Consider the following 25,489-nt stretch of genomic DNA (forward strand, 5'->3'; position numbering starts at 1 on the left):
CGTCATCTCCTTGCCCGCGTAACACCGCGTGAGGCTGGTACGACACGCATCCGTAGTGAGGAGTACCCTCAACCATCGGTGTTCGCGCGTCAACGCGAGCCCCACCACTCTGGACCCGGCCCGAAGGAGGTGAGGAACTCGATGAGTAGTGGCGATAGTCCGCTCCCTAGTAGTCCCAGCGTTCCCACCTCACCGGCCGGCCGGCTCATCTCCTGGTAGGCCTTCTCACCCCGGGAACGCTGGTGTGTCGCCGGGCGGACGTCTTTTCCGCCCCTGGTCCGTCGTCTCGCACGACCACGCACGACACCAGGAGATCCCATGCCTGCCATCCCCTCCCTCGGCGGCCTGCGCGGCCGCGGCAACAAGGGCACCGTTCCCGTGCGCCCGGTCCCGGTGCCGCTGTCCGCGTACGTCGTCGACTGCGCGGTGTACGTCGGCGGTGAGCGCCTGCCCGGCCGCTGGACCCACTCCGAGGCGATCAAGGAGGTCCGGAAGCGGCACGAGGGGTTCGTCTGGATCGGCCTGCACGAGCCGGACGCCCAGCAGATCCAGGGCGTCGCGGACACGTTCGGGCTGCACGAGCTGGCGGTCGAGGACGCGCTCGAAGCGCACCAGCGGCCGAAGCTGGAGCGCTACGACGACACGCTGTTCCTGGTGGTCAAGACCGTCCGGTACGTCGAACACGAGTCCCCCACCACGGCGAACGAGATCGTCGAAACCGGTGAGCTGATGGTGTTCCTCGGCCGCGACTTCGTGATCACGGTCCGGCACGGGAACCACTCGGGACTGGCGCGGCTGCGGCGCGAGCTGGACGAGGACCCGGAGCGGCTGAAGCTGGGCCCGTCCGCGGTCGTGCACGCGATCGCCGACCACGTCGTCGACCACTACCTCGACGTCACCGGCCGGATCGAGACCGACATCGACGTCATGGAGGCGCAGGTCTTCGCGCCCCGCTCGCAGGTCAGCGCCGAGCAGATCTACCTGATGAAGCGGGAGGTCCTCGAGCTGCGCCGCGCGGTGATGCCGCTGGCCACGCCGATCCAGCGGCTGGCCGAGGGCTACACGCGGCTGGTGCCCGACGACGTCCGCTCGTACTTCCGCGACGTCGCCGACCACCTCACCACCGTGTCCGAGCGGGTCGCGGCGTTCGACGAACTGCTGTCCACCCTGGTCGACGCGACCGTCGCGAAGATTTCCCTGCAGCAGAACACCGATATGCGCAAGATCACGTCGTGGGCGGCGATCATCACCGTGCCGACGATGATCGCGGGCATCTACGGGATGAACTTCGACTACCTGCCCGAACTGCACTGGAAGTTCGGGTACCCGCTGGTGATCAGCGTGATCCTGGCGATCTGCCTGTTGCTGTACCGAATATTCCGGAAGAACGGCTGGCTCTGAGTCCCTTCCCCACCGGATTTCCTTCGGAGAACTGTCATGTCCAGGTTGCTGTCCAACTTGAAGTTCTGGGCGCTCGCGCTCAGCGTGCTGTGGATCGTCGTCATCACTTTCGTCATCGTCGCCGATCCGGGGTTCGCGCACGGAATGAAATAGCGCCGGGGCGTCGTACCCTGGGCGCATGCCGAAAGCGCTGGTCGTCTCCGACGAGGTCGACGAGCGGTTGTGGACCGACGCGGTCCGCAGCCACTCCGTCGACCTGGTCATCGGCGCCGGGGACCTGCCGTACGACTACCTGGCGTTCCTGGCGAGCGCGCTCGACGTGCCGTGCGTGTTCGTGCCCGGCAACCACGACCCCGACCTGAGCGGCTACACGCGCTACGGCGGGCTGTCCATGAAGGACGGATTCCCCACGGTCTGGCCCGGCCCGGCGGGCGGCATCAACGCCGACGGGCGCCTCGTCGACGTCGCCGGCCTGCGGTTCGCCGGGCTCGGCGGCTCGATCCGCTACAACGAAGGCCCGAACCAGTGGACGCAGCGCCAGCAGGCGCGGCGGGCCCGCGGGCTGGTCCGGCGCGCCCGCTTCCGGCGGTGGCGCGACGGGCGCGACGTCGACGTCCTGCTGACGCATTCGCCGCCGCTGAACCTGGGCGATCGGGCCGACCCGCCGCACCGCGGGTTCGCGTGCCTGCACCGCACGATCGAAGCGCTGCGCCCGAAGTGGCTGCTGCACGGGCACATCCACCCCCACGGCGAGCCGGTGCCGGACCGGGTGGTCGGCACGACGCGGATCCGCAACGTGGTGGGCCACCGGATCATGGAGTTCTGATGAAAGAGACGGGATTCCCCCGCGCGGACGCGGAGAACGACTTCCTCCGCGCCCGCCGCGGCCAGGTGCTCTCGCGGCTTTCGACGTGGCTGCGCCGGGAGCCCGACGACGTCAACATCATGCTGCCGTTCCACGAGGTGGTGGAGGCGCTCGGCTACCTCGGCGAGCACCGGATCGGGCTGCGGGTGATCAAGCTGGAGTCGATCGTGGGCACGGTCGACCGCAGCCGCGACTTCGACCGCCGCTTCCGCCCGACGTCGGCCCGCGTCCGCGAGCGCTGGGAACGCCTGGCCCTGGCCGCCCGCCGCGGCGAGGAGATCCCGCCGATCGAGGTCTACCGGGTGGGTGAGCTGCACTTCATCATCGACGGCCACCACCGCGTCTCGGTGGCGATCGCCCAGGGACTGTCCACAATAGAGGCTTCGGTGACGGTCGTCCGGACCAAACTGGACCCGGGCGGCATCCGCCACCGCGGCGACCTGATCGTCAAGGACTACCGGCGGCTGTTCCTGGAGCGAGTCCCCCTGACGGGCCACGCGCGGGCGTCGGTGATCGTGTCGGACCCGTGGGACTACGCGCGGCTGGGCGAACACGTGGAGGCGTGGGGTTTCCGGTTGATGCAGGACGAAGGCAAGTTCTGCGACCGGGCGAGCGTGGCGCAGCGCTGGTTCGAGGAGGAGTTCGTCCCGGTGGTGGGGATGCTGCGGCAGGCGGGGCTGATCGGCGACCGCACGGACGCCGAGGCGTACATGTGGGTGGCGGCGGAGCGGTACCGGCTGATCCGGACCCACCGCTGGGACGACGACGTCATCGAGCGGCTGCGGTCACGGCACCACTAGGTGGTAGACCACCAGGGTCTGTTCGGGCCGCTCGGCGACGTGGAACGCGGCGTGCGGCACGGTGATCTCGCCCAGCCGCGGGTGCCGCAGGCGCTTGTGGCCCGCGTGGCTGAACTGGACTTCGTACCGCGGCCACCACGCGCGGACCTCGGGGCTGGCCTCGGTCAGCTCGGCCACCAGCCGGGTCACCCGCGGGTGGTCCGGGTACCTCCCCGCGATCGCCCGCAGCCGGGCCAGGACCGCGCGGGCCTCCTGCTCCCAGTCGACCAGCACCTCGCGCGCGGCCGGCTCGGTGAACAGCCAGCGCACGATGTTCCCACCCCGTCCGATGCCGCGGAGCAGCTCCTCGGCGGCGGCGTTGAGCGCGAGGACGTCGTAGCAGATTCCGGTGACGTACGCGGGATTCGCGCCCAGCAGCGCCGGGACGCCCGCGACCTCGGGCGCGGCTTCCTCGCTCTCCACCGGCTTCGGGCCGCCGCCGGCGAGGCGGTGCAGGTGCTCCTGCTCAGCGCCGGTCAGCCGCAGCGCCCGAGCCAGCGCGTCGAGCACCTGGCCGGACGGACGCACGTCACGGCCCTGCTCGAGGTAGGTCAGCCAGGTGGCGCTGATGCCGGCCAGCAGGGCCAGCTCTTCGCGGCGCAATCCCGGCGTCCGGCGGCGCCCGGTGGCGGGCAGGCCCGCGTCGGCCGGGGTCAGCCGCTCGCGGCGGCTGCGGAGGAACGCGCCCAGTTCGGTGCTCACCCTGGGACCTCCAGTACCAGAATAACGCGATTCTGGATACCAGCTTAACGGGCCGCCAGGCTGGTGCCATGCAAGCTTGGATCGCGACCGGACAAGACGTCTGTCTCGAAGAAGTACCGGAGCCTGCGCTGAAAGGCGGCGGCGTGCTCGTGGAGGTGCTCGCCGCGCACGTCCCGGCGTACACGAGAGCCGTGGTGCAGGGGAACCGCGGTGGCCTGCCGGTGCCCCTGGTGCTGGGGCCGTCCTGCGTCGGGCGGGTGCTCGACGTCGCGCCGGACGTGTTCCACGTCGCGCCCGGGGACCTCGTGCTGGACACCGCCCTGCTCGACGCGGGCGACGGCGACGAGGTCCTGGTGGGCTGGGTCGGCCTGGGCGGCTCCGGCGCGGGCAGCGCGCGGACGGACCGCATGCGCACGGTGTGGCGCGACGGCGTCTTCGCGGAGAAAGCCCTGTGCGCCAAGGAAACCCTGGTCAAGCTGCCCGGGGCGGAGAGCTACCCGGACCCGGCCCGCCTGGCGTTCCTGCCGTGGCTCTGCATCGCCGCGTCCGGCCTGCACGCGGCGGGCCCGCTCGCCGGCCGCGACGTCGCGGTGGTCGGGGCGACCGGTCAGCTGGGCGGCGCGGCGGTGCTGACGGCGCTGGCGGAAGGCGCGGCGACGGTGACCGCGGTGGGCCGCAACGAGGCCGCCCTCGACCGGCTGGCCGAGCTCGATCCTCGCGTGCGCACCCACCGGCTGACCGGCGACCGGGCGGCGGACGCGGCGGGCATCGCCCCGGCGGACGTCGCCGTCGACACGCTCGGGGCCACGCCGTCGGCCGACGCGACGATGGCCGCTTACGACAGCCTGCGGGTGCGCGGCACCCTGGTGCTCGTCGGCGGCGTGCGCCAGGACCTCCCCCTCCCGTACGGCGACCTGATGCACCGGCGCCTCACCGTGCGCGGCTCGTGGATGAGCGATCCGGAGACGGTGACCACGGTGTGGCACCTGGTCCGCTCCGGGCTGCTGGACCTCTCGGCGGTCGAGCTCGTGACGACCGGCCTGGCCGACCCGGCGGCCGCCCTCGGCGTCGCCGAACGCACCACCGGCCTCGGCTTCGTCGCGCTGGTCCCCTGAACTAGAGGTCCAGGCCCGGCGTCAGCGTCAGCTGCCGCACCTGGTCGAGGGTCAGCGTCGGCTCCGGCCGCTGCTTAGGCAACCGGACGCCCGTCCGCGGCAGCACGCCGCTGTTGTCCGACCAGAACTGCACGTGCGCGTTCGGCGCGGCCAGGCCGACCCGGTTGGTCACGACGTCACCCGAGCGCAGGGTCGACAGCCACAGCAGGCCCCGCGGGGTGGTTTCCGTGCGGCAGCCGATCTGGTCCGGGTCACCGCACTTCGGGCCGCCCCCGCCGCCGGGCAGGATGAGGACGTACACCGAGCCGGTGCCCCGGGCGTCGGTCACCCGGACGCCCAGGTGGAACAGCGCCTCGCCGGGGGCGTCGCCGGCCGGGTCGGCGATCAGGTGGAACGGGTCCGCCGGCGGGGTCTCGCCGGGGATCGTCAGCCGCGAGATCTGCGCCTCCGGCGGCAGCATCGCGCGCACCGCCCGCCCCACCAGGCAGCTCAGCCGCTCGACCAGCGCCGCCCGCGTGTCCGTGGCGCCCGGGCACGGCGGGCTCGCGACCTCGGCCCGGTGGGGCAGCACGACCACCGCCAGCGCGAGGGCCAGCACGACGACGCACACCGCCGCCGCGCCGGTGACCAGGTGCTGCCGGCGCGCCCGGCGGGCCGCCGCCAGCACCGCCTCGCCGGACAAACCGATCGGGGGCTCGCCTTCCGTCACGTACGCCTTCAACACGGTCCGGACGTCTTCCATCACGACTCCTCCGTCGCCGGCGCCGGCAGGGCCGTGCGCAACGCCTCGACCCCGCGGGCCGTCTGGGACTTGACCGTTCCCTCCGCGACGCCCAGGAGCGTCGCCACCTCGCTCACCGGGAGGTCCTCGAGGAACCGCAGCACCACCATCGCGCGCTGCCGGGGCGTCAGCTCCGCCAGCGCGCGTTCGACGTCCAGGCGCAACGACGGGTCCCGGCCCGGTGGCGACGCGCGCTCCGGCACCGACGACGTCACGTACTCGCGCCCGGATCCCCGGCGTCCGGCCAGGAACAGGTTCACCAGGATGCGGCGCGCGTAGGCGTCGACGGTGGCCGGGCGGACCCGCCGCCAGCGCCGGTACAGCTGGACGAACATCGCCTGGACCAGGTCCTCGGCCGCGTGCCAGTCCCCGCTGAGCGCGAACGCCACCCGGCGGAACCGCTGGACCCGCGCGGCGAAGTACTCGCTGAATTCGACGTCTCCGGACACGTCCTCATTAGGGCGCGCGGGCCCCGGGAGGTTCAAGTGTCCCCCGTGCGAGCTACGCGCGGGTGTCCGCTCGCTGGTGACGATTCCCGCCCGCCGGATCCCTAGCGTTCGCCGTGGAGCCGCGGGACCACCCCGCGGACGGGACGAAGGGGTTGTCATGAGGGTCGTCTGGCAGCTGCTGACCGTGGCCGCGATCGCGTTCATCGGACAGCAAGCGATCGCCGTGGCCGACGGGAATCCGTGGCTCACGCTGATCTTCGGCGGGCTGACCGCCGTGCTCGCGGTGCTCGGCTACCGGTGGGTGGTGCGGAAGACCGAACACCGCCCGGTCACCGAGCTGGCCGGGCCGGGCGCCGGGCTCGCGCTCGGCCGGGGGACGCTGATCGGGGTCGCGCTCTTCGCGGCCGTCATCGCCAACATCGCCCTCCTCGGCGACTACGAAATCCGGGGCTGGGGCACGGTTGCGGGCGCCGCCGGGCTCGTCGGCTTCATGGCCGCCGCCGCGGTGACGGAGGAACTGCTGTTCCGCGGCATCCTCTTCCGGTTCGTCGAAAAGTGGACCGGCACCTGGATCGCCCTGGTGGCCACCGGGGTGCTGTTCGGCCTCTCGCACCTGTTCAACGAGCACGCGAGCCTGTGGGGCGCGATCGCCATCGCCATCGAAGCCGGCGGTCTGCTGACCGGCGCGTACATCGCGACCCGCAAGCTCTGGCTGCCGATCGGCCTGCACTTCGGCTGGAACTTCGCCGCGGCGGGGATCTTCGGCACGGAGGTCTCCGGCAACGGCACCCCGCAGGGCCTGCTCGACGCCGTGACGTCGGGGCCGTCGGCCATCACCGGTGGCGACTTCGGTCCCGAAGGCTCCCTCTACTCGGTGCTGTTCTGCGTCCTCGCGACGTGCGCGTTCCTGTGGCTGGCCCACCGGCGCGGCCACCTGGTGCCGCGCCGCCGCGCCGAGCGGGTCGACGACGTCACTACACTTTCCCGGTGATCGATCACCGGGCGGTGCGCGCGCGGTGGCGCCGGCTCGACGTCGTGGTCCGCGACCTCCCGCTCGGGCTGCTGTTCCTGGCGGCCTCGTTCCTGCCGGTGGTCCAGAACCACGGGACGCAGCTGGGCGGCGTGCCGGCTCGGCCCTTCGACGCGCTGGCCGTCGTCGTGGTCGCCCTCGAGAGCCTCCCGCTCGCCGTGCGGCGGCGGTGGCCGGCCGCGTGCCTGACGCTGGTGGCGCTCGGCTTCGCCGTCGACCAGTTCCGCGGCTACCACTCGGTCGCCGGGACCGCGCTGGGGGTCGCGCTGGTCAGCGCGGGCGCGCATCTGGAACGGCGCCGGCGCACCACCGCACTCGTGTTCTCGGCGGCGTACGTGGTGCTGGCGATCGTGCTCTCCCCGTTCGGCTCGGAGCCGGTGTCGGAGTTCGTGACGTTCTTCCTGCTGCTGGTGTTCGCGTGGGGCATCGGGGCCTGGCTGCGCACCACCCGCGCCGCGGAGGCCGGGCACCGGCGCCGCGTCGCCGAGGCCACCCGGGCCGCCGAGCGCGCCACCATCGCCCGCGAGCTCCACGACGTCGTCACCCACCACGTGACGGCGATGGTCGTGCAGGCGGAGGCGGCCCGCTACCTCACCGCCGCGCCCGATCGGCTGGATCGGACGCTGACCGCGATCACCGACACCGGCCGGCGGGCCATCACCGACCTGCGGCACCTGCTCGACCTGCTCAACCCCGAGCACGAGACGCCGTCGCCGGGCGGGCTGCACGCCCTGGTGGAGCAGGCCCGCCAGGCCGGGCAGCCGGTGGAGTTCACCGAGGAGGGCACGCCCGCGGAGTCGGCGGGCAGCGCCGATCTGGTGGCCTACCGGGTCGTGCAGGAGGCCCTGACGAACGCCCTCAAGCACGCGCACGGCAGCCGCACCGAGGTCGAGGTGCACCACGGCGACCGGGACATCGCCGTGGCGGTCCGCACGGCCGGGTCCGGGAGCGTGTCCCCCGGCGGCAGCGGCCGCGGGCTGGCCGGGCTCCGGGAGCGCGTCGGCCTGCTGGGCGGCGACTTCAGCGCGGACCGCGACGGCGCCGGGTTCACCGTGTCCGCCCGGATCCCGACGTGAGCGCGCCGATCCGGGTCCTCGTCTGCGACGACCAGATGCTGATCCGCACCGGCCTGGTGACGATCATCGGCGCCCAGCCGGACTTCGAGGTGGTGGGCGAGTGCGGCGACGGGCGGGCCGCGGTCGACCTCGCGCGGCGGCTGCGGCCGGACGTCGTCGTGATGGACGTGCGGATGCCGGTGCTCGACGGCATCGAGGCCACCAAGCTGCTGGCCGGGGCCGGGGTGCCGCACCCGGTCAAGGTGCTGGTGCTGACGACGTTCAACCTCGACGAGTACGTCTACGAAGCCCTGCGCGCGGGCGCGAGCGGCTTCCTGCTCAAGGACGCGCCACCGGACCGGCTGCTGCACGGCATCCGGACGGTGGCCACCGGCGCGGCCCTCCTGGACCCGGACGTGACGCGCCGGCTGGTCGGCCGCTACGGCGCCCGGATCCGGCCCGCGCCGGACGCCGCCCCGGACGCGCCGCTGACCCCGCGTGAGCTGGAAGTGCTGCGCCTGCTCGCGGACGGCCTGTCCAACAGCGAGATCGCGGAACGGCTGTTCATCAGCCAGGAGACGGTGAAGACGTTCGTGTCGCGCATCCTGACGAAGCTGGACCTGCGCGACCGCGTCCAGGCGGTCGTCTACGCCTACCGGCACGGGCTGGTGACGTGACCGGGAACCCGGTCACGTCACCAGGAACCCCTACATGTGCACGGCGCCCGGCGCCGCTTCGCCCTTCGGGACGCCCGGGCGCAGCAGCAGGCCGCTGAGCACCGCACCGGCCACGTAGATCACCGCGGCCCAGGTGAACGCCGTCGTGTAGCTCTCGATGGCCGCCTCGGCCGCCAGCTGCGGCGTCGGGGTCTTGCCCGCGACGTAGGCCACCGCCGCGTTGCCGGCCAGCGTCGACAGCAGCGCCGTGCCGATCGAACCGCCGACCTGCTGCATCGTGTTCACCGCCGCCGACGCGACACCCGCGTCGTGCGCCTCGACGCCGAAGGTGGCGACGCTCATCGCCGGCGCCATCGCCAGCCCGATGCCGAAGCCCATCACCAGGAGCGGGCCGAGGACACCGGAGACGTACGTGCTGCCGAGGTCGATGCCGCTCAGCCAGAACAGGCCCGCGGCGGCGATCGCCATGCCGGTCGGCACCAGCGGCCGGGGACCGAACCGCGGCAGCAGCACGGCCGTCGCCGTCGTCGCCGACAGCATCAGCGTCGCCACCATCGGCAGGAACCCGACGCCGCTCTGGATCGGCGTGAACCGCAGGTTCTGCTGCACGTAGAAGGTCAGGAACAGGAAGATCGCGAACATCCCGATGGCGAGCAGGAACATCGCCAGGTAGGAGCCGCCGCGGTCCCGGTCGAGCAGCACGCGCAGCGGCAGCAGCGGGTGTTCGACGCGCTGCTGCAGCCACACGAACACGCCCAGCAGCACCACGCCGGCGGCCAGGAAGCCCCAGACCGACGCCGACGACCACTTGTCCGACTCGGCGTTCGCGAAGCCGTAGACCAGCGCGAACAGCCCGGCCGACGCGGTGATCGTGCCCGGCAGGTCGAGCTTCGGCCGCGGGCCTTCGTCCTTCTGGTTGCGCAGCAGGACCGAGCTGCCGGCGAACGCGATGACCGCGAAGATGATGTTGACGAACATGCACCAGCGCCAGTCGAGGTACTCGGTGAGCACGCCGCCGAGCAGCAGCCCGACCGCCGCGCCGCCACCACCGATGGCCCCGAAGACGCCGAACGCGCGACCGCGCTCCTTCGGGTCGGTGAACGTGGTGGTGAGCAGCGAAAGCGTGGCGGGCGCGAGCAGCGCGCCGAACACACCCTGTGCCGCCCGGGCGACCAGCAGCATCTCGATGTTGGTCGCCGCACCCCCGAGCGCGGACACCGCGGCGAAGCCGGCCAGGCCGACGAGGAGGGCGTTCTTGCGGCCGAAGAGGTCCGCGAGCCGCCCGCCGAGCAGCAGCAGGCTGCCGAACGCGAGCGCGTAGGCCGTGACGACCCACTGCCGGGCGTCGTTGGAGAAGCCCAGGTCGAGCTGGGCCGACGGCAGCGCGATGTTCACGACGGTCGCGTCCAGCACGACCATCAGCTGCGCGATGCCGATCATCACCAGGATCAGCCACCGTCTGGCGTGGTGGGGATTTTCGTCGGCGCGCGTGTCCCCCGACGGCGCGACGGCGAGCGTGGACTCGGACATGAAAGATCCTCACAGAACGTGATCGGAAGACTATGTGGAGTAGGTATCTCCCCTTACTCGCCCCAAGGTACACAAGAAGCGGAGAAGGCGCCTCTACTTGAGGGGTTAGACTGGAGGACATGGCACGGGACGCTGGTCCCGCCGCACCGGCGCGGCCGCTGCGGCGTGACGCTGAACTCAACCGCCGTCGCATCCTGGCGTCGGCCCGCGAGGTGTTCGGCCGGCGCGGGCTCGAGGCCACGCTGGACGACATCGCGCACCACGCCGGCCTCGGCGTCGGCACGGTCTACCGCCGCTTCCCCAGCAAAGAACACCTGGTCGAGGCCATGTTCGCCGAGCGGATGGAGGAGATCGGCGACCTCGCCGTGGAGTCACTGGAGGCCGAGGACGCGTGGCAGGCGTTCGTCGACTTCACGTGGAAGGCGGCCGAGCTGCACTCCGCCGACCGGGGGTTGCGCGAGATCATGCTGTCCAACAGGTTCGGCCACGAGCACGTCGCCGAAGAGAAGGCGCGCATGGTGCCGTTGATCACAAAGCTCATCGAGCGGGCGCAAGCGGCCGGAGGCCTGCGCCCAGACTTCGCGCCCTCGGACATGGCGATGGTGCACATGATGGTGGGTTCGGTGGTCGAGTTCACGTGCGCGGTGGACCCGGACCTTTGGCGACGTTCCCTCGCCATGCTCCTCGACGGGCTCCGCGCCGAGCCGGGCAAGCCATCGGAGCTGCCCCACCCGCCGCTCAGCGAGCGCGAGGTCGACGAAGCGATGTCCTGCTGGCGCCCCTGACGACGACGCGCCGGTGATCCCCACGGATCACCGGCGCGGTCTTCACTTCCCCGCCGAGCGGGTTCACTCGGACGGGATGACCGCCCAGAGGATCAGATAAGCCACGAACTGCGGCCCCGGCAGCAAACAAGACAACACGGCCAGCAGCCGGACGGTCCCGGGCTTCATCCCGTACCGCTGGGCCAGTCCGGCACACACGCCGCCGATCATGCGGCCGTGGCGCGGGCGGGACAGCCGTCGTGTGACCGGTGCGCTCATCGTCTTTCCCTTTCCTCGAAGTTCCGATACCTCCACTTCACCACCGGAGTACCCGCTTCCGCATCGCTCGCGGGATGGATCGCTCCCTTAGGGGACGGCAAATCCGAAAATCGTTCAGATGGCCGGGGAAACCCCGTCGCGTGCACCGAAAGCCGCCTGAACTGCCCGTTCGCACCGACCGCGTCGAAAAGATTGAGAGATGTCCCCGTCAGGGCTGGTTTTTCCGCGCGATGTGGTGATACTTGCACCCCGTGTACCCGCGTCCGAAAAGCTTGGCCGTCGCGATGTTCTGCGCCCTCCTCACCGCGGGCTGCGCCAGCACCCAGGCCGCGCCCGAGCCGGATTCCGGGCCCACCCCGCTGACCGCCTCCGCCGCGCTCGGCGACTTCGGCAGCATCGACTTCTGCAGCCTGCTGACCGTGCCCGGGGTGACCGAAGCCGTCCCGACGTTCGACAGCTGCCGCGCCCAGGCCGGTCCGCGCACGATCCTCGTCGGGCCGCTCGCCTTCGACTCCGACCCGAACATCAAGCCCTACGAGGGCTACCCCGGCTCGGTGCCCGACGGCGTCGCGGTCCAGCAGTCGATGTTCAACGACCGCCGCGCCTGCACCCGCGCGATCACCTTCGCCGACGGCAACCGGATCGACCTGTCGGTCACCGACGGCACCGGCGACCAGGAGGCCCGCTGCGGCGTGGCGGACGCCGCCGTCGGCTCGGTCCTGACGGCGATCACCCGGCACAAGGTGGGGCGGCTGACGTTCCCGGAAGGCTCGTGGGGCCGGGCGGCGCCGTGCGTCCCGCTCGACAACCCCGACCTCGACGCGGCCGCCGGCCCGAACAGCCGGCCGACGATCGGCCTGTCCGGGCACAGCTGCATCCGCGGCAAGGTGAGCTTCAAGCTGACGGTGGAGACGGTCGAGCCGGCCGGCCCGGCCGAGAAGCTCGGTGGCCGCGACGCGCGCGTCCGGCCGGCCGGCGCGTTCTGCCTGGTCGACACCACCCAGCCCGCTCCCGGCCTGCCGGGGCGCCGCGAACTGGCGGAGATCAGCGTGGTCGAGACGGCGGGCACCGCGGGCGACGCCACCTGCGCGCTGGCCCGCGGTGCGGCCGGCTCGATCTTCCCCCGCCTCCCCGACCGCTCGTGAGTGGCAAGGCGGGTCAGAACCCGCCTTACCACTCACGACCGCCGCGGCAGACCTAGTCCTCGTAGGTGAGGTTCTTGCCGTTCGACGGGTCGAACAGCTTGATCTTGTCCGCGTCGTACCAGACTTCGAGGTCCGCGTTCTCCGTCGCCGACGACTCCGCCGACAGCCGGGCCACGATCTGGGACTCCGCGCCCGGGACGTCGGACGAACCGCTGTCCGCGGCCAGTTCCGCCAGTTCCTCGGACGTCGCCGTCTCGCCCTCGACCGTGAAGTGGGCGAACTTCTCCGAACCCATCGACTCGAGCACGTCGATGTGCGCGGTGAACGTCCCCCCGCTGCCCTTGTCGGCGACCAGCGCCGCGTCCTCGAAGTGCTCCGGCCGGATGCCGACGATGACGTCGCGGGGCGCGTTCGCCCGCTCCACCAGCTGCCGGACGCGGTCGGTCAGCGGCGTCGTGCCCAGGGCACTGCGCAGCTCGTTGTTCTCCAGCGTCGCCGGGACGAAGTTCATCGACGGCGAGCCGATGAAGCCGGCCACAAACAGGTTCGCCGGGTTGTCGTAGAGGAACTGCGGCGAGCCGATCTGCTGCACGTACCCGGCCCGCAGCACCACGACCCGGTCGCCCAGGGTCATCGCCTCGGTCTGGTCGTGCGTCACGTACAGCGTCGTCGTGCCGAGCTGCTTCTGGATCTTCGACACCGACGTGCGCATCTGGCCGCGGAGCTTGGCGTCCAGGTTGGACAGCGGCTCGTCCATAAGGAACGCCTTCGGGCTCCGGACGATCGCGCGGCCCATCGCGACGCGCTGGCGCTGGCCACCGGAGAGGTTGGCCGGCTTGCGGTCCAGGTGCCCGGTCAGGTCGAGGATCTTCGCCGCCTCTTCGACCTTCGCCCGCACCGTCTTGTCGTCCACCTTGGCCAGCCGCAGCGGGAAGGCCATGTTCTCCCGGACGCTCATGTGCGGGTAGAGCGCGTAGGACTGGAACACCATCGCGATGTCCCGGTCCTTGGGGGCCTTCTCGTTGACGCGCTGCCCGTCGATCCGCAGCTCGCCGGAGGAGATGTCCTCCAGGCCCGCCACCATGTTCAGCGTCGTCGACTTCCCGCAGCCGGACGGGCCGACCAGGATGATGAACTCGCCGTCGGCGATGGTGATGTCCACTTCGGACACGGCGAGGGCGCCGTCGGGGTACTTCTTCGACACCTTGTCGAGCACGATCTCTGCCATAGCGCTACCCCTTCACCGCACCGGAGGTCAGCCCCGCCACGATGCGACGCTGGAAGAACAACACGAACACAATGATCGGGATGGTGATCACGACCGCGGCCGCGCACACCTGCCCGGTCGGGTCCTCGAACTGCGAGGACCCGGTGAAGAACGACAGCGCGGCCGGCACCGTGCGCGACGCCGTGGTCGACGTCAGCGAGATGGCGAACAGGAAGTCGTTCCAGCAGAAGATGAACACCAGGATCGCCGTGGTGAACACGCCCGGCGCGGCCAGCGGCGCGATCACCCGGCGGAACGCCTGGGCCGGCGTGGCGCCGTCCATCTTCGCCGCCTTTTCCAGCTCCCACGGGATTTCCCGGAAGAACGCCGACAGCGTGTAGATCGACAGCGGCAGCGCGAACGTGATGTAGGGCAGGATCAGCCCCGGCCACGTGTCGAACAGCCCGATGTTCCGCTCGATGTTGAACAGCGGTGTCACCAGCGACACCTGCGGGAACATCGCGATCAGCAGCGACAGCCCGACGAGGACCTGCTTGCCGGGGAAGTCGAGCCGGGCCACCGCGTACGCGGCCATCGTGCCCAGCACCACCGCGATCACGGTCGAGATGATCGCGATGCCGATCGAGTTCACCAGCGCCAGCAGGAACTCCGACGTCTGGAAGATGTCGGCGTAGTTCTGCCAGGTCCACGACTGCGGGATGAACGCCCCGTCGGTGATCGTGTCCTTGGTCTTGAACGACAGCGAAACCACCCAGAGCACCGGCACCAGCGCGAACACCAGCACGAGGATGTCGACCAGGCCCCACCTGACCTTGCGGCCCGTCGTGACGGTTCCGATCGCCATCAGCGCTTACCCCCGTTGTCCGAACCCGGTGCGGCCGTGCCGAACACCTTGATGAAGATGAAGGCGATGATCGCCACCGTGAGGAAGATCAGCACCGCCATCGTCGACCCGATGCCCAGGTTGAGGCCCTTGACCAGGTTGTCGTAGGTCTGCATGGACACCGACCCGGTGTCCTGCGCGCCGTTGGTGAGCACGTAGATGTTGTCGAAGATGCGGAACGCGTCGAGCGTGCGGAACAGCAGCGCCACCAGGATCGCCGGCTTCATCACCGGCAGCATCACCTTCGTGAACCGCTGCCACGCGGTCGCGCCGTCCATCGCCGCGGCCTTGAGCAGGTCGTCCGGCACCAGCGCCAGGCCCGCCATCAGCAGCAGCGCCATGAACGGCGTGGTCTTCCACACCTCGGCGCCGATGATGATGAACAGCGACGGCCACTGCTCGGTGAGCGGGGCCGCGTCGGCGGCGAGGAAGTTCGCCAGGTAGCCGGTCTTCGGCGTCCACGCGTAGTACCACGAGAACGCCGCGACGACCGTGACGATGCCGTACGGGATCAGCGCGACGGTGCGGACCAGGCCGCGGCCGACGAGCGTCCGGTGCATGATCAGCGCCAGCGCCATGCCGAGCACGAACTCGATGGCCACCGACACGACGGTCAGGAACATCGTCGTCCCGAACGCCGTCCACCAGTACGAACTGGACAGCACGGCGCCGTAGTTCTCGAAGCCGATGAACTCCTGCTGCGCCGGGAAGCGCAGGTCGTACCGCTGCAGCGACAGCCAGAACGAGTAGAGGATCGGGTAGCCGGTGACCGCGATCATCACGATGAACGCGGGCGCGCACAGCCACAGCCCGAGCCGCCGCTCGGCCTTCTTCCCTTCGGACAGGGCGGGTTTGCCCTTCTTGTGCGACGTCGCCTCGCCGGCGACGGTCGCCCCGGCGGTCTCGGCCGGGGTCGAGTCCTGGACGGTCACGGGATCACTCCCTTCGACTGGAGCGCGTCACCGAGCTGCTCGCGCAGCTTGGCCGCGGTGGCCTGCGGGTCGATGTCCGACGGCGGCGAAAGGATCTTCGAGATGACCGTCGAGGCGTTCTGGTACGCCGGGGTCAGCGGGCGCACCGCGGCGGTCTTCAGCGCGGCGAGGATGGCGTCGCGCATCGGGTACTGGATCGCCATGTTCGGGTTGTCGGCCGAAGCCGGCTTGCCCGGGTCGAGCGGAACGTCGTTGTGGTACACGGATTCGATGCTCGGCGGCACGCCGTCGTTGATCGCCGAGATCTTCTGGCTTTCCGGGCTGCGCAGGCACAGCGCCGCCTCGAAGGCCTCCGGCTTGTGCTGCGAGTACGTGCTCACCGCCAGGTCGAACCCGCCGATGGTGGTCCGGGCGGGCATGCCGGCCTGGGCCTCGGGGTAGACCGCCCACTTGAAGTGCGGGAGGTCGGCCTTCTTGTCCTTGGCGTAGGCGGCGTAGACGTAGGGCCAGTTGAGCTGGAACGCGGCCTGCCCGCGCTGGAACGCCTGCCGGATGTCGTCTTCCTTCTGGTTGCTCAGCGACGGGTCGGTGAGCCCGGAGGTCGAGACCTTCTTGAGCAGGTCCAGGGCCTTCACCGCGCCGTCGTCCATCACGACGGACTTGCCGTCGTCGGACAGGATGTGCCCGCCCATCGACGCGACCAGCGTGTTGTAGAAGACGACCAGGCCTTCGTACTGCGCGCCGGTGAAGACGATCTGGTAGGGCTTGCCCTGGCCCTTGAGCTGCTGGGCCTCCTGCATCATCTCGTCCCAGGTGGCCGGCGGCTTCGGCGTCAGCCGGTCGTCGTACCACAGCAGCTGGACGTTGGTGTTCTTCGTGGCCGCGTACAGCTTCCCGTTGTGGGTTGCCGTGTCGAGCGGCCCCTGCAGGACGCCCTGCGACGCCTCCGCCTTGTTCTGGCCGGTCCACTCCTCGGCCCAGCCGGCCTCGGCGAACTCCGAGACCCACGTGACGTCGAGGCCCAGGATGTCCATGGCGGTGTCACCCGCCGCCAGCCGGCGCGCCATCTGCAGCCGCTGGTCGTCCGCCCCGCGGGGCAGCTTGTTGTAGACGATCTCGTACTTGCCGGCCGCCTTCTGGTTGCAGCCGTCGACCACTTTCTGGAAGTTGTCCTCGGGCGACATGTAGATGTTGATCTTCAGCCCGGAACTCGTCCCACACCCGGCGAGCATGCCGGTCACCAATGCCCCTGCCCCCAGCAGGACGGCGGTGCGGCCGGGCGACCGTCCTCGTTTGCCCGCGCCGATCCTCTTCCCCATAAGGCCTCCTCACCCGCGTGCACGCCGGTTACCGCGGCACCGGGTGGGCACCGCGACGCGATGAGGCGAAACCGCGCCAGCACCCCGACGTGCTAGTGCTCGGGCCGCCGCGCTGCAGGGCGAGGCCGCCCGACTGGTGTCGGACAACTTATGCCGGGCGATCACACCCCGCAAGCAGTATCGGTAACGATCCAGCGGATCGCGCGCCGAAACGTGATTCTTCGCAGGTGGAACTGGGGTTTTTCAGGGGTTCGCCGAGGGCGGTTTAAGGGCCAGCTTGGCGAGCAGTTCCCGCCCCTGTTCGGCCGAGCGCGGCTGGCACAGGACGTCGTAGCGGCCGGCGACGAGCTGGCTCGCCGAGGAGAAGTCCCGGCGGCCCCGCGACATGCTGTACCCGATCGCGGCGAACATCAGCCCGGACAGCACGCCGAGCACCAGCCCGGTGAGCACCTGCAGCGCGAAGCCCTGGTTGACGAACAACCCGAGCAGCAGCCCGGCGAACAGGCCGAACCAGGCCCCGGACACCGCGCCGGTGCCGAGCACCCGGCCCCAGCTGAGCTTGCCGATCACGCGCTCGACGAGCATCAGGTCGACCCCGACGATCGTGACGTCGCCGACGGCGAACTCGCTGTCGGCGAGGAAGTCGACCGCCTTCTGCGCCTCGCCGTAGGTCGCGTACGACCCGATCGGCCAGCCGGTCGGCGGGGTCGGCAGCCGCGGCAGGCCACCGGGCGCCCGCCCCCCGCCAAAGGGACTACTCACCATCATCACCTGCGCACTCGTTGTCCGGGCGTCCATCTTGTCAAGAACGCCCGGACCGTGCGAGCCGCTTACCCCGAAAGGCCGGGCGGTCAATTGTCGACAGAGCGACAAACGTCCGTCAGGATCGCGATTTGTACTCCCGCAGCAGGCCGCGGCTGATGATCGTCTTCTGGATCTCGCTGGTGCCCTCGCCGATCAGCAGGAACGGCGCCTCGCGCATCAGCCGCTCGATCTCGTACTCCTTGGAGTACCCGTAACCGCCGTGGATGCGGAACGCGTCCTGCGTGACCTCCGCGCAGTATTCGGAGGCGATCAGCTTCGCCATCCCGGCCTCGACGTCGTTGCGCGCGCCGGAGTCCTTGAGGCGGGCCGCGTTCACCATCATCAGGTGCGCCGCCTCGACCTTGGTCGCCATCTCGGCCAGCTTGAACGCCACGGCCTGGTGCTCGGCGATCGCCTTGCCGAACGTCTTGCGCTGCTGGGCGTACTCCACCGCCAGCTCGAACGCGCGGATCGCGATGCCGCAGGCGCGCGCGGCGACGTTCACGCGGCCGACCTCGACACCGTCCATCATGTACGCGAAGCCCTTGCCCGGCGCTTCGCCGAGGACCATGTCGGCGCCGATCTGGTAGCCGTCGAAGACCGCTTCGGTCGTGTCGACGCCCTTGTAGCCCATCTTGTCGATCTTGCCGGGGATGGTCAGCCCGGGGGCCACCTCGCCGAAGCCCTCGGGCTTCTCGACCAGGAAGGTCGTCAGGTTCTGGTGGGGCTTCTCCGCGCCTTCGTCGGTCTTCACCAGCAGCGCGATGAGGTTGGACGACCCGCCGTTCGTCAGCCACATCTTCGAGCCGTCGATGACGTAGCCGTCGTCGGTCTTCTTCGCCTTGGTCTTGATCGCGGCGACGTCCGAACCGAGGTCGGGCTCCGACATCGAGAAGGAGCCGCGGACCTCGCCGGTGGCCATCCGCGGCAGGAAGTGCCGCTTCTGCGCCTCGGTGCCGTGGCGGGAGATCATGTGCGCCACGATGAAGTGGGTGTTGATGACACCGGACACGCTCATCCAGCCGCGCGCGATCTCCTCGACGACCAGCGCGTAGGTCAGCAGCGACTCGCCGAGCCCGCCGTACTCCTCCGGGATGGTGATCCCGAACAGGCCCATCTCCTTCATGCCCGCGACGATGTCGGCGGGGTAGGTGTCGGCGTGCTCGAGCTCCTGGGCGTGCGGGATGACCTCCTTGTCCACGAACTGGCGGACGGTGGCGAGGATCTCCGACTGCACGTCGGTCAGGCCGGCGGTCTGGGCGAGACGGGCCATCACGGCTCCCTTTCCGGAGTACGACGCCGCTCCCGGCGCTGGGTTACCGGTGAGTATGACTCCAAAGCCGCAACGCTGCTATGAGGGCGCTCACGCTCAGCGGGTCCGGCACCGTAAAGTGCGGCGAGGAGGGGAGAGATCATGACTTACCCGCAGGATCCGAACAACCCGTACGGCCAGCAGCCGCCTTCGGGCGGCTACCAGCAGCCCGGGTACGGCCAGCCCGGTTACGGCCAGCAGTACCCGAGCGGCGGCTACCCGCATTACCCGCCGGGCCCGGGCTACCCCGGGATGCCGGGTCAGCCGCGGGAGGGCTCGGGGCTGGCGGTGGGGGCGCTGATCTGCTCGATCCTCGGCATCTTCCTGTGCTTCCTGATCACCATCGCGGGCATCGTGATGGGCCACATCGCCCACGGCAAGGCCAAGCGCGGCGAAGCGGACGGCCAGGGCGTGGCGATGGCGGCGATCATCGTGGGGTACGTGGGGATCGCGCTCAACATCGCGCTCGTGGCCCTCGGGCTCGCCCTCGGCTTCCTCGACTCCTGGCGCTGACCGAGCCGCCGGGGCGCCCCCCGTTTTCGACTCTACCGGCGACCACCGACAATTCCGCCGCGCCGCCGGCCTCCCACCCGCACCGAGGGGACCCGTCATGACCGACCCGTCCGGGGACAAGGACCGCCCGGCCGCCGACCCGACCGCGGCGTCGTACGACCCGCCGGCGCCGGCGGACCCGGCGCCGTACCAGCCGGAGAACTACGACCCGCCGTCGCCCGACGCCACGATCGCCGCGGCGACGCCGCACGACACCACGGCCGCACCTGAGGCGGCCCCCGCCGCGGCCGACGTCCCGGCGACCGACGCTCCGGCCGCTGATGTCCCGGCCGCCGACACCACCGTCGCCTCGGAGCAGCCGGCCTGGGACGCGACCGTGGCCGCGGAGCAGTCCGGCCCGCTGCCGCCCGGGGCGTACGAGACCCCGGCGGCCTACATCCCCGGCACGCCGTTCGCGCCCCCGGGGCAGCCGGTCCCCCCGGCCTACCAGCAGCAGCCGTACCCGCCGGTCTACGGGCAGCCGTACACGTCGCCGGCGCCATACGGCCAGCCCGCGCCGTACGGGCAGCCGTACGCGGCTCCGCGCACGCAGGACAACGCGCTGGCCATCGGCGCCCTCGTGTGCTCGATCCTCGGCTTCTGCTCCGGCGTCACCGCGATCGCCGGGCTGATCATGGGCCACGTCGCGCTGAGCAAGACCAACCGCGGCGAAGCGGGCGGCCGCGGGCTGGCCACGGCCGCCGTCATCGTCGGCTACGTCGTGATCGCGCTGTGGGTCGGCTTCTTCACCACCCTGATCATCCTGGGCACGAACGGCTACCTGAACTAGTCCGCCGGCAGCACCGCGTCGCCGGGGCTGCGCGGCGACGGCGTCGCGTGGCCGTTCACCTCCGGCTTCGCCTCGAGCTGCCCTTCGGTGAGCTCCGGCTCGGCCTTCGGAGCCGGGGCCGCCGCCTTCGGCGTCTGCGCGTCGAGGAACCGCAGCAGCTCCACCGGGAACGGCAGCACCAGCGTCGAGTTCTTCTCCGACGACACCTGCACCACGGTCTCCAGCAGCCGCAGCTGCAGCGCCGAGGGGGTGTCGGCCATCGTCGCCGCGGCCTGCGCGAGCTTGTGCGACGCCTGCAGCTCACCGTCGGCGGAGATGACGCGCGCGCGCCGTTCCCGCTCCGCCTCGGCCTGCCGCGACATCGAGCGCTTCATCGCCTCCGGCAGCGCGACGTCCTTGATCTCGACGCGGTCGATGTGGATGCCCCAGTCCAGCGCCGGGCTGTCGATCATCAGCTCCAGGCCTTCGTTGAGGCGCTCGCGGTTCGACAGCAGGTCGTCGAGCTCGCTCTTGCCGATGATCGAGCGCAGCGACGTCTGCGCGACCTGGCCGACCGCCGACCGGTAGTCCTGCACGTTGACCGCGGCGACGACCGGGTCGATGACCTTGAAGTAGACGACCGCGTCCACCCGGACCGTGACGTTGTCGCGGGTGATGCCGTCCTGGGCCGGGATCGGCATGGTCACGATCTGCATGTTGACCTTCTGGAGCCGGTCCGCGAACGGCACGAGCACCGCCAGCCCGGGTTCGCGGACGCGGGACCGCACCCGCCCGAACCGGTAGATCAGCCCGCGTTCGTACTGCTTCACCACGCGCACGCTCGACGCGAGCCAGACCCCGCCCGCGAGGACGACGGCGCTGAGAATCTCCACCACCATGGCAGCTCCCGGGGTTGCGTTTCCCCTTGAAAGCCCAGCGTACGCCCGCCCGGCAGCTGACGAAATGCGCTGGACGCGGCTGCCAGGCTGGACCGGTGACCGACCTTCGCATCCCCCCGCTGTTCGCCGCCCGCGCGCCGAAGGTGCTCGGGCCGGAGGCGGTCCCCTGGCTCGCCGCCCTGCCGGAGCTCGCCGCGGAGTACGCCCGGAAGTGGGGACTGACGTTCGAGGGCGAGGCGATGCACGGCTACGTCGGCGTGGTGCAGCCCGCGCGCCTGCCCGACGGCACGCCGGTGGTGCTGAAGCTGGGCTGGCGCGACGAGGAGTCCGCCGACGAGCCGCTCGCACTGTCCACATGGGCCGGCCGGGGTGCGGTGCTGCTGCTGGAATCCGCGCCGGACGACGGCGTCCTGCTCCTGGAACGGCTCGACGCCGGGCGCACCCTCGACGACCTCCCGCTGCGCTCGGCGATCCCGCTCATCGGCGGCCTGGCGCAGCGCTTGGCCGTCCCGGCGCCGGCGTCGATGCGGCGGCGGCTGCGGGCCGAGGCGGCGCGGCTGACCGAGGAACTCCCCCGCCGCTGGGCCGAACTCGGCGAGCCGTTCGAGAAGCGGCTGGTCGAAGATGCCGTGGCGATCTGCCGCGAACTCGGACCGGACGCGGGCGAACTGTTGGTGAACGAAGACCTGCACTTCCAGAACGTCCTGGCGGGCACCCGCGAGCCGTGGCTGGTGATCGACCCGAAGCCGCTGGCCGGCGACCTCGAGTGGGGCGTGATCCCGTTGTTCTGGAACCGCTTCACCGAGTCCACACTGGACGAACGGTTCGCGCTGATCGTCGCTTCGCACGAGCTGGACGCTTCGAAGGCGCGCGCGTGGACGCTCGTGCGGGCGATGCAGAACTGGATCTGGATGCTCGAGGAGCAGCTCGAGTCCGGCGAGGAGAGCGACGACCCCGCCTTCGTCACAGTGGCGGAAATCGCCCCCTGGGCGGCCAGCCGATAGTGTCAGCGGCATGGCCGCGGTCAACAGGGTTTTCGCAGCTCAGCTGTCCGGGTTGCCGGTATTCGGCCCCGACGGCGAGTCGATCGGCCGGGTCCGCGACCTGGTGGCCGGCCTGCGCCTGGACGCGCAGCCGCCGCGGATCCTCGGCCTGGTCGTCGAGCTGGCCACCCGGCGGCGGGTCTTCGTGCCGATGCTGCGCGTCACTTCGATCGAACCGAGCGCGGTGACGCTCGCCACCGGCTCGGTCAACATGCGCCAGTTCAACCAGCGCCCCAACGAGGTGCTGGTGCTCGGCCAGCTGCTGGACGCGCACGCGACGCTGGCCGGGTCGGACACGCGGATCACCGTCGTCGACGCCGGGATGGAACCGACCCGCACCCGGGACTGGGTGCTCGCCAAGCTGGCCATCCGCGAGCGGCGGGTCGGGCTGGGCCGCCGCCGCGCCGCGATGCAGGTGCTGCCCTGGTCGGAGGTGGCCGGGCTGGGCCTGGCCGACCTGGGCGCCCAGCCCCAGGGCGCGGGCCAGCTGCTGATGCTGTTCGACACGATGCGCCCGGCGGACATCGCCGCCACCGTGCGCGACCTGCCGCTCAAGCGCCGGCACGAGGTCGCCGACGCGATGGACGACGAGCGCCTCGCCGACGTCATCGAGGAGCTGCCGGACGACGACCAGAAGGAGCTCCTGGCCTACCTGGCCGAGGAGCGCGCGGCCGACGTCCTGGAGGCGATGAACCCCGACGACGCGGCCGACCTGCTGGCCGAGCTGGCCCCGGCCGACCAGAGCCGGCTGCTGGAGCTGATGGAGCCGGAGGAGTCGGCGCCGGTCAAGCGGCTGCTGGAGTACTCGTCCGACACCGCGGGCGGCCTGATGACGCCCGAGCCGGTGGTGCTGACCCCGGACACGACCATCGCCGAGGCGCTGGCCCACATCCGCAACGCCGAACTGCCGCCGGCGCTGGCCAGCATGGTGTTCGTCTGCCGCCCGCCGACGGCGACGCCGACCGGGCGCTACGTCGGCGTCGTCCACTTCCAGCGGCTCCTGCGGGAGCCGCCGGCCGAGCTGGTGGCCAGCGCCGTGGACACCGGGCTGCCGCCGCTGAAACCGGGCGCGTCGCTGGCCGAGGTCACCCGCTACTTCGCGGCCTACAACCTGACCTGCGGGCCGGTCGTCGACACCGAGGACCACCTGATCGGCGCGGTGACCGTCGACGACGTCCTCGACCACCTGCTGCCCGAGGACTGGCGGGAGACCGGGCTGCACGACACCTTGGAGGAAGACCGTGCCTGAGCCGACTTCGGGACGGCGGCTCGACCAGCCCCGCGGCCAGAACCGGTTCAGGCTGAACATCGACCCGGATTCGTTCGGGCGGTTCACCGAGCGGATCGCGCGGTTCCTGGGCACCGGGAAGTACCTGTTCTGGCAGACGCTGATCGTCGTGGTGTGGATCGTGCTGAACATCACGGCGGTTTCGCTGCAGTGGGACCCGTACCCGTTCATCCTGCTCAACCTGGCCTTTTCCACCCAGGCTGCGTACGCGGCGCCGTTGATCCTGCTGGCACAGAACCGCCAGGACGACCGCGACCGCGTCTCCCTGGAGGAGGACCGCAACCGCGCGGCCCAGACGAAGGCGGACACGGAATACCTGGCCAGGGAGCTGGCGGCGCTGCGGCTGGCGATCGGCGAAGTGGCCACGCGCGACTACCTCCGCACCGAGCTGGACCGGCTCCGGGAAGACCTGGACGTAAAGCCCAAGAAGTCCCGCACTCCTACCGGCTCGTAACATGGACGGGGTGACCAGCACCCAGCAGCTCCCCAGCGTCGACGACGTCCGCAGCGCGCTGAAGAGCGTGCAAGATCCCGAGATCCGGAAACCCATCACGGACCTGGGGATGGTCAAGGACGTGGCGGTGGCGCCGGACGGCGTGGTCACGGTCGGCATCTACCTGACGGTGGCCGGCTGCCCGCTGAAGGCGACGCTGACCAACGACACGCGCGAGGCCGTTTCGAAGCTCCCGGGCGTCGTCGACGTGCGGGTCGAGCTGGACGTGATGAGCGACGAGCAGCGCTCGGAGCTGCGCAAGTCCCTGCGCGGCGACGCGGCCGAGCCGGTGATCCCGTTCGCGCAGCCGGGCTCGATGACCCGGGTGTACTGCGTGGCCTCGGGCAAGGGCGGCGTGGGCAAGTCGTCGGTGACGGTCAACCTGGCCGCGGCGATGGCGGCCCGGGGGCTGTCGGTCGGTGTGGTGGACGCGGACATCTACGGCCACTCGATCCCCCGCATGCTGGGCGCCCGCGAGAAGCCGACCAAGGTCGACACGATGATCATGCCGCCGCAGTCCCACGGCGTGAAGGTGATCTCGATCGGCATGTTCACCCCGGGCAACACCCCGGTGGTCTGGCGCGGCCCGATGCTCCACCGCGCGTTGCAGCAGTTCCTGGCGGACGTCTTCTGGGGTGATCTGGACATCCTGCTGCTGGACCTGCCCCCGGGCACGGGCGACATCGCGATTTCGGTGGCCCAGCTGATCCCCAACGCGGAGATCCTGGTGGTGACCACCCCCCAGCAGGCGGCGGCCGAGGTGGCCGAGCGGGCCGGGGCGATCGCCCTGCAGACGCGTCAGCGCGTGGCGGGGGTCATCGAGAACATGTCGTGGCTGGAGACGCCGTCCGGGGAGCGCATGGAGATCTTCGGCTCGGGCGGCGGCTCGACGGTGGCCGAGTCGTTGACGAAGTCGATCGGGTCGGAGGTGCCGCTGCTCGGGCAGGTCCCGATGGACCCGAGGGTGGTGGCCCAGGGCGACGCGGGGACGCCGATCGTGCTGTCCGAGCCGGAGGCCCCGGCATCGGTGGTGCTGAGCGACGTGGCGAAGAAGCTCTCGGTCCGCGCCCGCGGGCTGGCGGGCATGATGCTGAACGTGACGCCGGCCGGCCGCTGAGCGCGCAGCGCACAAAAGAGCTGGGTGGTCATCCCGGAGCCTGCCTGTCCGGCGAGGACGATCTTTCGAGCCACGGCAGACTTCTTGCGCTTCTTCTTCTGCCGTGGTTTCGCTCTGCCGCGGCTCGGGAACGGGTCCGACCTCCCCCGCCCCTCCGTTCGGATTTTCAGTCGCCGGTCGGGTTTGTCAAGGCGGGAAAGCGTGCCTTGACAAACCCG

27 protein-coding genes are annotated in these 25,489 nt (G+C 70.9%); 15 read left to right on the forward strand and 12 right to left on the reverse strand.

What is annotated here, in order from left to right; translation table 11 throughout:
• The first annotated feature begins 318 nt into the window (after window positions 1-318).
• From corA to ACWDN5_RS24700, 3 genes are all read left to right on the forward strand, one after another.
• A complete protein-coding gene (gene corA, locus ACWDN5_RS24690; RefSeq protein WP_310970782.1) occupies window positions 319-1,401 on the forward strand; it encodes a magnesium/cobalt transporter CorA in 1,083 nt (360 codons plus the stop codon).
• A 178-nt stretch (window positions 1,402-1,579) separates the two neighbouring features.
• Window positions 1,580-2,227, forward strand: a complete 648-nt coding sequence (locus ACWDN5_RS24695; RefSeq protein WP_310970784.1) for a metallophosphoesterase family protein — start codon at window positions 1,580-1,582, stop codon at window positions 2,225-2,227.
• Complete coding sequence (locus ACWDN5_RS24700) at window positions 2,227-3,066, forward strand: chromosome partitioning protein ParB (protein WP_310970785.1); 840 nt, start codon at window positions 2,227-2,229, stop codon at window positions 3,064-3,066. The genes ACWDN5_RS24695 and ACWDN5_RS24700 overlap by 1 nt, the downstream gene beginning before the upstream one ends.
• Here ACWDN5_RS24700 and ACWDN5_RS24705 read toward each other — a convergent pair.
• Window positions 3,052-3,807, reverse strand: coding sequence for a helix-turn-helix transcriptional regulator (locus ACWDN5_RS24705; protein ID WP_310970787.1), 756 nt, complete (start codon window positions 3,805-3,807; stop codon window positions 3,052-3,054). The genes ACWDN5_RS24700 and ACWDN5_RS24705 overlap by 15 nt on opposite strands.
• Before the next feature lie 68 nt (window positions 3,808-3,875).
• Between ACWDN5_RS24705 and ACWDN5_RS24710 the strand changes: the two genes are divergently transcribed.
• Window positions 3,876-4,922, forward strand: coding sequence for a zinc-binding dehydrogenase (locus ACWDN5_RS24710; protein WP_449677914.1), 1,047 nt, complete (start codon window positions 3,876-3,878; stop codon window positions 4,920-4,922).
• A gap of 1 nt (window position 4,923) precedes the next feature.
• Here the strand turns inward: ACWDN5_RS24710 and ACWDN5_RS24715 are convergent, their stop codons facing one another.
• Window positions 4,924-5,664, reverse strand: a complete 741-nt coding sequence (locus tag ACWDN5_RS24715) for a hypothetical protein (protein ID WP_310970790.1) — start codon at window positions 5,662-5,664, stop codon at window positions 4,924-4,926.
• Window positions 5,664-6,152 (reverse strand): SigE family RNA polymerase sigma factor, encoded by a 489-nt coding sequence (locus ACWDN5_RS24720; protein WP_310970791.1) that lies wholly within the window; start codon window positions 6,150-6,152, stop codon window positions 5,664-5,666. Before ACWDN5_RS24720 ends, ACWDN5_RS24715 begins: the two co-directional genes overlap by 1 nt.
• Window positions 6,153-6,309: 157 nt before the next feature.
• Between ACWDN5_RS24720 and ACWDN5_RS24725 the strand changes: the two genes are divergently transcribed.
• The 3 genes from ACWDN5_RS24725 to ACWDN5_RS24735 are packed head-to-tail and all read left to right on the forward strand — an operon-like array spanning window position 6,310 to window position 8,914.
• Window positions 6,310-7,143 (forward strand): CPBP family intramembrane glutamic endopeptidase, encoded by an 834-nt coding sequence (locus tag ACWDN5_RS24725; protein WP_449677915.1) that lies wholly within the window; start codon window positions 6,310-6,312, stop codon window positions 7,141-7,143.
• Window positions 7,140-8,258 carry a sensor histidine kinase gene (locus ACWDN5_RS24730; protein ID WP_449677916.1) on the forward strand — a complete coding sequence of 373 codons (1,119 nt, stop codon included), beginning with the start codon at window positions 7,140-7,142 and terminating at the stop codon, window positions 8,256-8,258. The genes ACWDN5_RS24725 and ACWDN5_RS24730 overlap by 4 nt, the downstream gene beginning before the upstream one ends.
• Window positions 8,255-8,914 (forward strand): response regulator transcription factor, encoded by a 660-nt coding sequence (locus ACWDN5_RS24735; protein WP_310970796.1) that lies wholly within the window; start codon window positions 8,255-8,257, stop codon window positions 8,912-8,914. Before ACWDN5_RS24730 ends, ACWDN5_RS24735 begins: the two co-directional genes overlap by 4 nt.
• Before the next feature lie 30 nt (window positions 8,915-8,944).
• On the opposite strand, the gene ACWDN5_RS24740 is transcribed toward ACWDN5_RS24735, so the two are convergent.
• Entirely contained in the window at window positions 8,945-10,444 is a 1,500-nt protein-coding gene (locus ACWDN5_RS24740; RefSeq protein WP_310970797.1) for an MFS transporter, read from the reverse strand.
• A 119-nt stretch (window positions 10,445-10,563) separates the two neighbouring features.
• Here ACWDN5_RS24740 and ACWDN5_RS24745 point away from each other — a divergent pair, with 119 nt between their 5' ends.
• Entirely contained in the window at window positions 10,564-11,229 is a 666-nt protein-coding gene (locus ACWDN5_RS24745) for a TetR/AcrR family transcriptional regulator (RefSeq protein ID WP_310970799.1), read from the forward strand.
• A gap of 63 nt (window positions 11,230-11,292) precedes the next feature.
• On the opposite strand, the gene ACWDN5_RS24750 is transcribed toward ACWDN5_RS24745, so the two are convergent.
• Window positions 11,293-11,487, reverse strand: a complete 195-nt coding sequence (locus tag ACWDN5_RS24750) for a PspC domain-containing protein (RefSeq protein WP_176172951.1) — start codon at window positions 11,485-11,487, stop codon at window positions 11,293-11,295.
• 251 nt (window positions 11,488-11,738) lie between these two features.
• Here ACWDN5_RS24750 and ACWDN5_RS24755 point away from each other — a divergent pair, with 251 nt between their 5' ends.
• Window positions 11,739-12,632, forward strand: coding sequence for a hypothetical protein (locus ACWDN5_RS24755; protein ID WP_449677917.1), 894 nt, complete (start codon window positions 11,739-11,741; stop codon window positions 12,630-12,632).
• A gap of 52 nt (window positions 12,633-12,684) precedes the next feature.
• Here ACWDN5_RS24755 and ACWDN5_RS24760 read toward each other — a convergent pair whose 3' ends face one another.
• From ACWDN5_RS24760 to ACWDN5_RS24785, 6 genes are all read right to left on the reverse strand, one after another.
• Window positions 12,685-13,860: an ABC transporter ATP-binding protein gene (locus ACWDN5_RS24760; RefSeq protein ID WP_310970803.1), complete on the reverse strand. Its 1,176-nt coding sequence runs from the start codon at window positions 13,858-13,860 to the stop codon at window positions 12,685-12,687.
• A gap of 4 nt (window positions 13,861-13,864) precedes the next feature.
• Complete coding sequence (locus tag ACWDN5_RS24765) at window positions 13,865-14,704, reverse strand: carbohydrate ABC transporter permease (RefSeq protein WP_310970805.1); 840 nt, start codon at window positions 14,702-14,704, stop codon at window positions 13,865-13,867.
• Window positions 14,704-15,675 carry a carbohydrate ABC transporter permease gene (locus ACWDN5_RS24770; RefSeq protein ID WP_310970808.1) on the reverse strand — a complete coding sequence of 324 codons (972 nt, stop codon included), beginning with the start codon at window positions 15,673-15,675 and terminating at the stop codon, window positions 14,704-14,706. Before ACWDN5_RS24770 ends, ACWDN5_RS24765 begins: the two co-directional genes overlap by 1 nt.
• On the reverse strand, window positions 15,672-16,994 hold the full coding sequence (locus tag ACWDN5_RS24775; protein WP_310970810.1) for an ABC transporter substrate-binding protein: 1,323 nt from the start codon (window positions 16,992-16,994) through the stop codon (window positions 15,672-15,674). The genes ACWDN5_RS24770 and ACWDN5_RS24775 overlap by 4 nt, the downstream gene beginning before the upstream one ends.
• A 243-nt stretch (window positions 16,995-17,237) precedes the next feature.
• Complete coding sequence (locus ACWDN5_RS24780; protein WP_167455155.1) at window positions 17,238-17,762, reverse strand: general stress protein; 525 nt, start codon at window positions 17,760-17,762, stop codon at window positions 17,238-17,240.
• A gap of 112 nt (window positions 17,763-17,874) precedes the next feature.
• A complete protein-coding gene (locus ACWDN5_RS24785) occupies window positions 17,875-19,071 on the reverse strand; it encodes an acyl-CoA dehydrogenase family protein (protein WP_310970812.1) in 1,197 nt (398 codons plus the stop codon).
• Between the two features lie 141 nt (window positions 19,072-19,212).
• Here ACWDN5_RS24785 and ACWDN5_RS24790 point away from each other — a divergent pair, with 141 nt between their 5' ends.
• Both ACWDN5_RS24790 and ACWDN5_RS24795 read left to right on the forward strand, forming a co-directional pair.
• Window positions 19,213-19,623 carry a DUF4190 domain-containing protein gene (locus ACWDN5_RS24790; protein ID WP_449677918.1) on the forward strand — a complete coding sequence of 137 codons (411 nt, stop codon included), beginning with the start codon at window positions 19,213-19,215 and terminating at the stop codon, window positions 19,621-19,623.
• Between the two features lie 97 nt (window positions 19,624-19,720).
• The gene (locus tag ACWDN5_RS24795; protein WP_449677919.1) at window positions 19,721-20,452 is read left to right on the forward strand and encodes a DUF4190 domain-containing protein; all 732 of its coding nucleotides are present in this window, start codon (window positions 19,721-19,723) and stop codon (window positions 20,450-20,452) included.
• On the opposite strand, the gene ACWDN5_RS24800 is transcribed toward ACWDN5_RS24795, so the two are convergent.
• Complete coding sequence (locus ACWDN5_RS24800; protein WP_310970817.1) at window positions 20,449-21,330, reverse strand: slipin family protein; 882 nt, start codon at window positions 21,328-21,330, stop codon at window positions 20,449-20,451. The two genes, ACWDN5_RS24795 and ACWDN5_RS24800, sit on opposite strands and share 4 nt — an antisense overlap.
• A gap of 95 nt (window positions 21,331-21,425) precedes the next feature.
• On the opposite strand from ACWDN5_RS24800, the gene ACWDN5_RS24805 reads away from it, so the two are divergent.
• The 4 genes from ACWDN5_RS24805 to ACWDN5_RS24820 are packed head-to-tail and all read left to right on the forward strand — an operon-like array spanning window position 21,426 to window position 25,271.
• Complete coding sequence (locus ACWDN5_RS24805; protein ID WP_449677920.1) at window positions 21,426-22,334, forward strand: aminoglycoside phosphotransferase family protein; 909 nt, start codon at window positions 21,426-21,428, stop codon at window positions 22,332-22,334.
• A 10-nt stretch (window positions 22,335-22,344) separates the two neighbouring features.
• Window positions 22,345-23,622, forward strand: a complete 1,278-nt coding sequence (locus tag ACWDN5_RS24810) for a magnesium transporter MgtE N-terminal domain-containing protein (protein ID WP_310970820.1) — start codon at window positions 22,345-22,347, stop codon at window positions 23,620-23,622.
• Window positions 23,615-24,115 (forward strand): DUF1003 domain-containing protein, encoded by a 501-nt coding sequence (locus ACWDN5_RS24815; RefSeq protein ID WP_310970821.1) that lies wholly within the window; start codon window positions 23,615-23,617, stop codon window positions 24,113-24,115. The genes ACWDN5_RS24810 and ACWDN5_RS24815 overlap by 8 nt, the downstream gene beginning before the upstream one ends.
• Window positions 24,116-24,125: 10 nt before the next feature.
• Window positions 24,126-25,271 (forward strand): Mrp/NBP35 family ATP-binding protein, encoded by a 1,146-nt coding sequence (locus ACWDN5_RS24820; protein ID WP_310970823.1) that lies wholly within the window; start codon window positions 24,126-24,128, stop codon window positions 25,269-25,271.
• Window positions 25,272-25,489: the final 218 nt, after the last annotated feature.

Source organism: Amycolatopsis sp. NPDC003731, from assembly GCF_053586895.1.

What these genes read in the sequence shown, in the direction of transcription:
- corA (WP_310970782.1), top strand. Translation starts at nt 319, where the DNA reads ATGCCTGCCATCCCCTCCCTCGGCGGCCTGCGCGGCCGCGGCAACAAG.
- ACWDN5_RS24695 (WP_310970784.1), top strand. Translation starts at nt 1,580, where the DNA reads ATGCCGAAAGCGCTGGTCGTCTCCGACGAGGTCGACGAGCGGTTGTGG.
- ACWDN5_RS24700 (WP_310970785.1), top strand. Translation starts at nt 2,227, where the DNA reads ATGAAAGAGACGGGATTCCCCCGCGCGGACGCGGAGAACGACTTCCTC.
- ACWDN5_RS24710 (WP_449677914.1), top strand. Translation starts at nt 3,876, where the DNA reads ATGCAAGCTTGGATCGCGACCGGACAAGACGTCTGTCTCGAAGAAGTA.
- ACWDN5_RS24715 (WP_310970790.1), bottom strand. Translation starts at nt 5,664, where the DNA reads ATGGAAGACGTCCGGACCGTGTTGAAGGCGTACGTGACGGAAGGCGAG.
- ACWDN5_RS24725 (WP_449677915.1), top strand. Translation starts at nt 6,310, where the DNA reads ATGAGGGTCGTCTGGCAGCTGCTGACCGTGGCCGCGATCGCGTTCATC.
- ACWDN5_RS24740 (WP_310970797.1), bottom strand. Translation starts at nt 10,444, where the DNA reads ATGTCCGAGTCCACGCTCGCCGTCGCGCCGTCGGGGGACACGCGCGCC.
- ACWDN5_RS24745 (WP_310970799.1), top strand. Translation starts at nt 10,564, where the DNA reads ATGGCACGGGACGCTGGTCCCGCCGCACCGGCGCGGCCGCTGCGGCGT.
- ACWDN5_RS24750 (WP_176172951.1), bottom strand. Translation starts at nt 11,487, where the DNA reads ATGAGCGCACCGGTCACACGACGGCTGTCCCGCCCGCGCCACGGCCGC.
- ACWDN5_RS24760 (WP_310970803.1), bottom strand. Translation starts at nt 13,860, where the DNA reads ATGGCAGAGATCGTGCTCGACAAGGTGTCGAAGAAGTACCCCGACGGC.
- ACWDN5_RS24765 (WP_310970805.1), bottom strand. Translation starts at nt 14,704, where the DNA reads ATGGCGATCGGAACCGTCACGACGGGCCGCAAGGTCAGGTGGGGCCTG.
- ACWDN5_RS24775 (WP_310970810.1), bottom strand. Translation starts at nt 16,994, where the DNA reads ATGGGGAAGAGGATCGGCGCGGGCAAACGAGGACGGTCGCCCGGCCGC.
- ACWDN5_RS24780 (WP_167455155.1), bottom strand. Translation starts at nt 17,762, where the DNA reads ATGATGGTGAGTAGTCCCTTTGGCGGGGGGCGGGCGCCCGGTGGCCTG.
- ACWDN5_RS24785 (WP_310970812.1), bottom strand. Translation starts at nt 19,071, where the DNA reads ATGGCCCGTCTCGCCCAGACCGCCGGCCTGACCGACGTGCAGTCGGAG.
- ACWDN5_RS24790 (WP_449677918.1), top strand. Translation starts at nt 19,213, where the DNA reads ATGACTTACCCGCAGGATCCGAACAACCCGTACGGCCAGCAGCCGCCT.
- ACWDN5_RS24795 (WP_449677919.1), top strand. Translation starts at nt 19,721, where the DNA reads ATGACCGACCCGTCCGGGGACAAGGACCGCCCGGCCGCCGACCCGACC.
- ACWDN5_RS24800 (WP_310970817.1), bottom strand. Translation starts at nt 21,330, where the DNA reads ATGGTGGTGGAGATTCTCAGCGCCGTCGTCCTCGCGGGCGGGGTCTGG.
- ACWDN5_RS24810 (WP_310970820.1), top strand. Translation starts at nt 22,345, where the DNA reads ATGGCCGCGGTCAACAGGGTTTTCGCAGCTCAGCTGTCCGGGTTGCCG.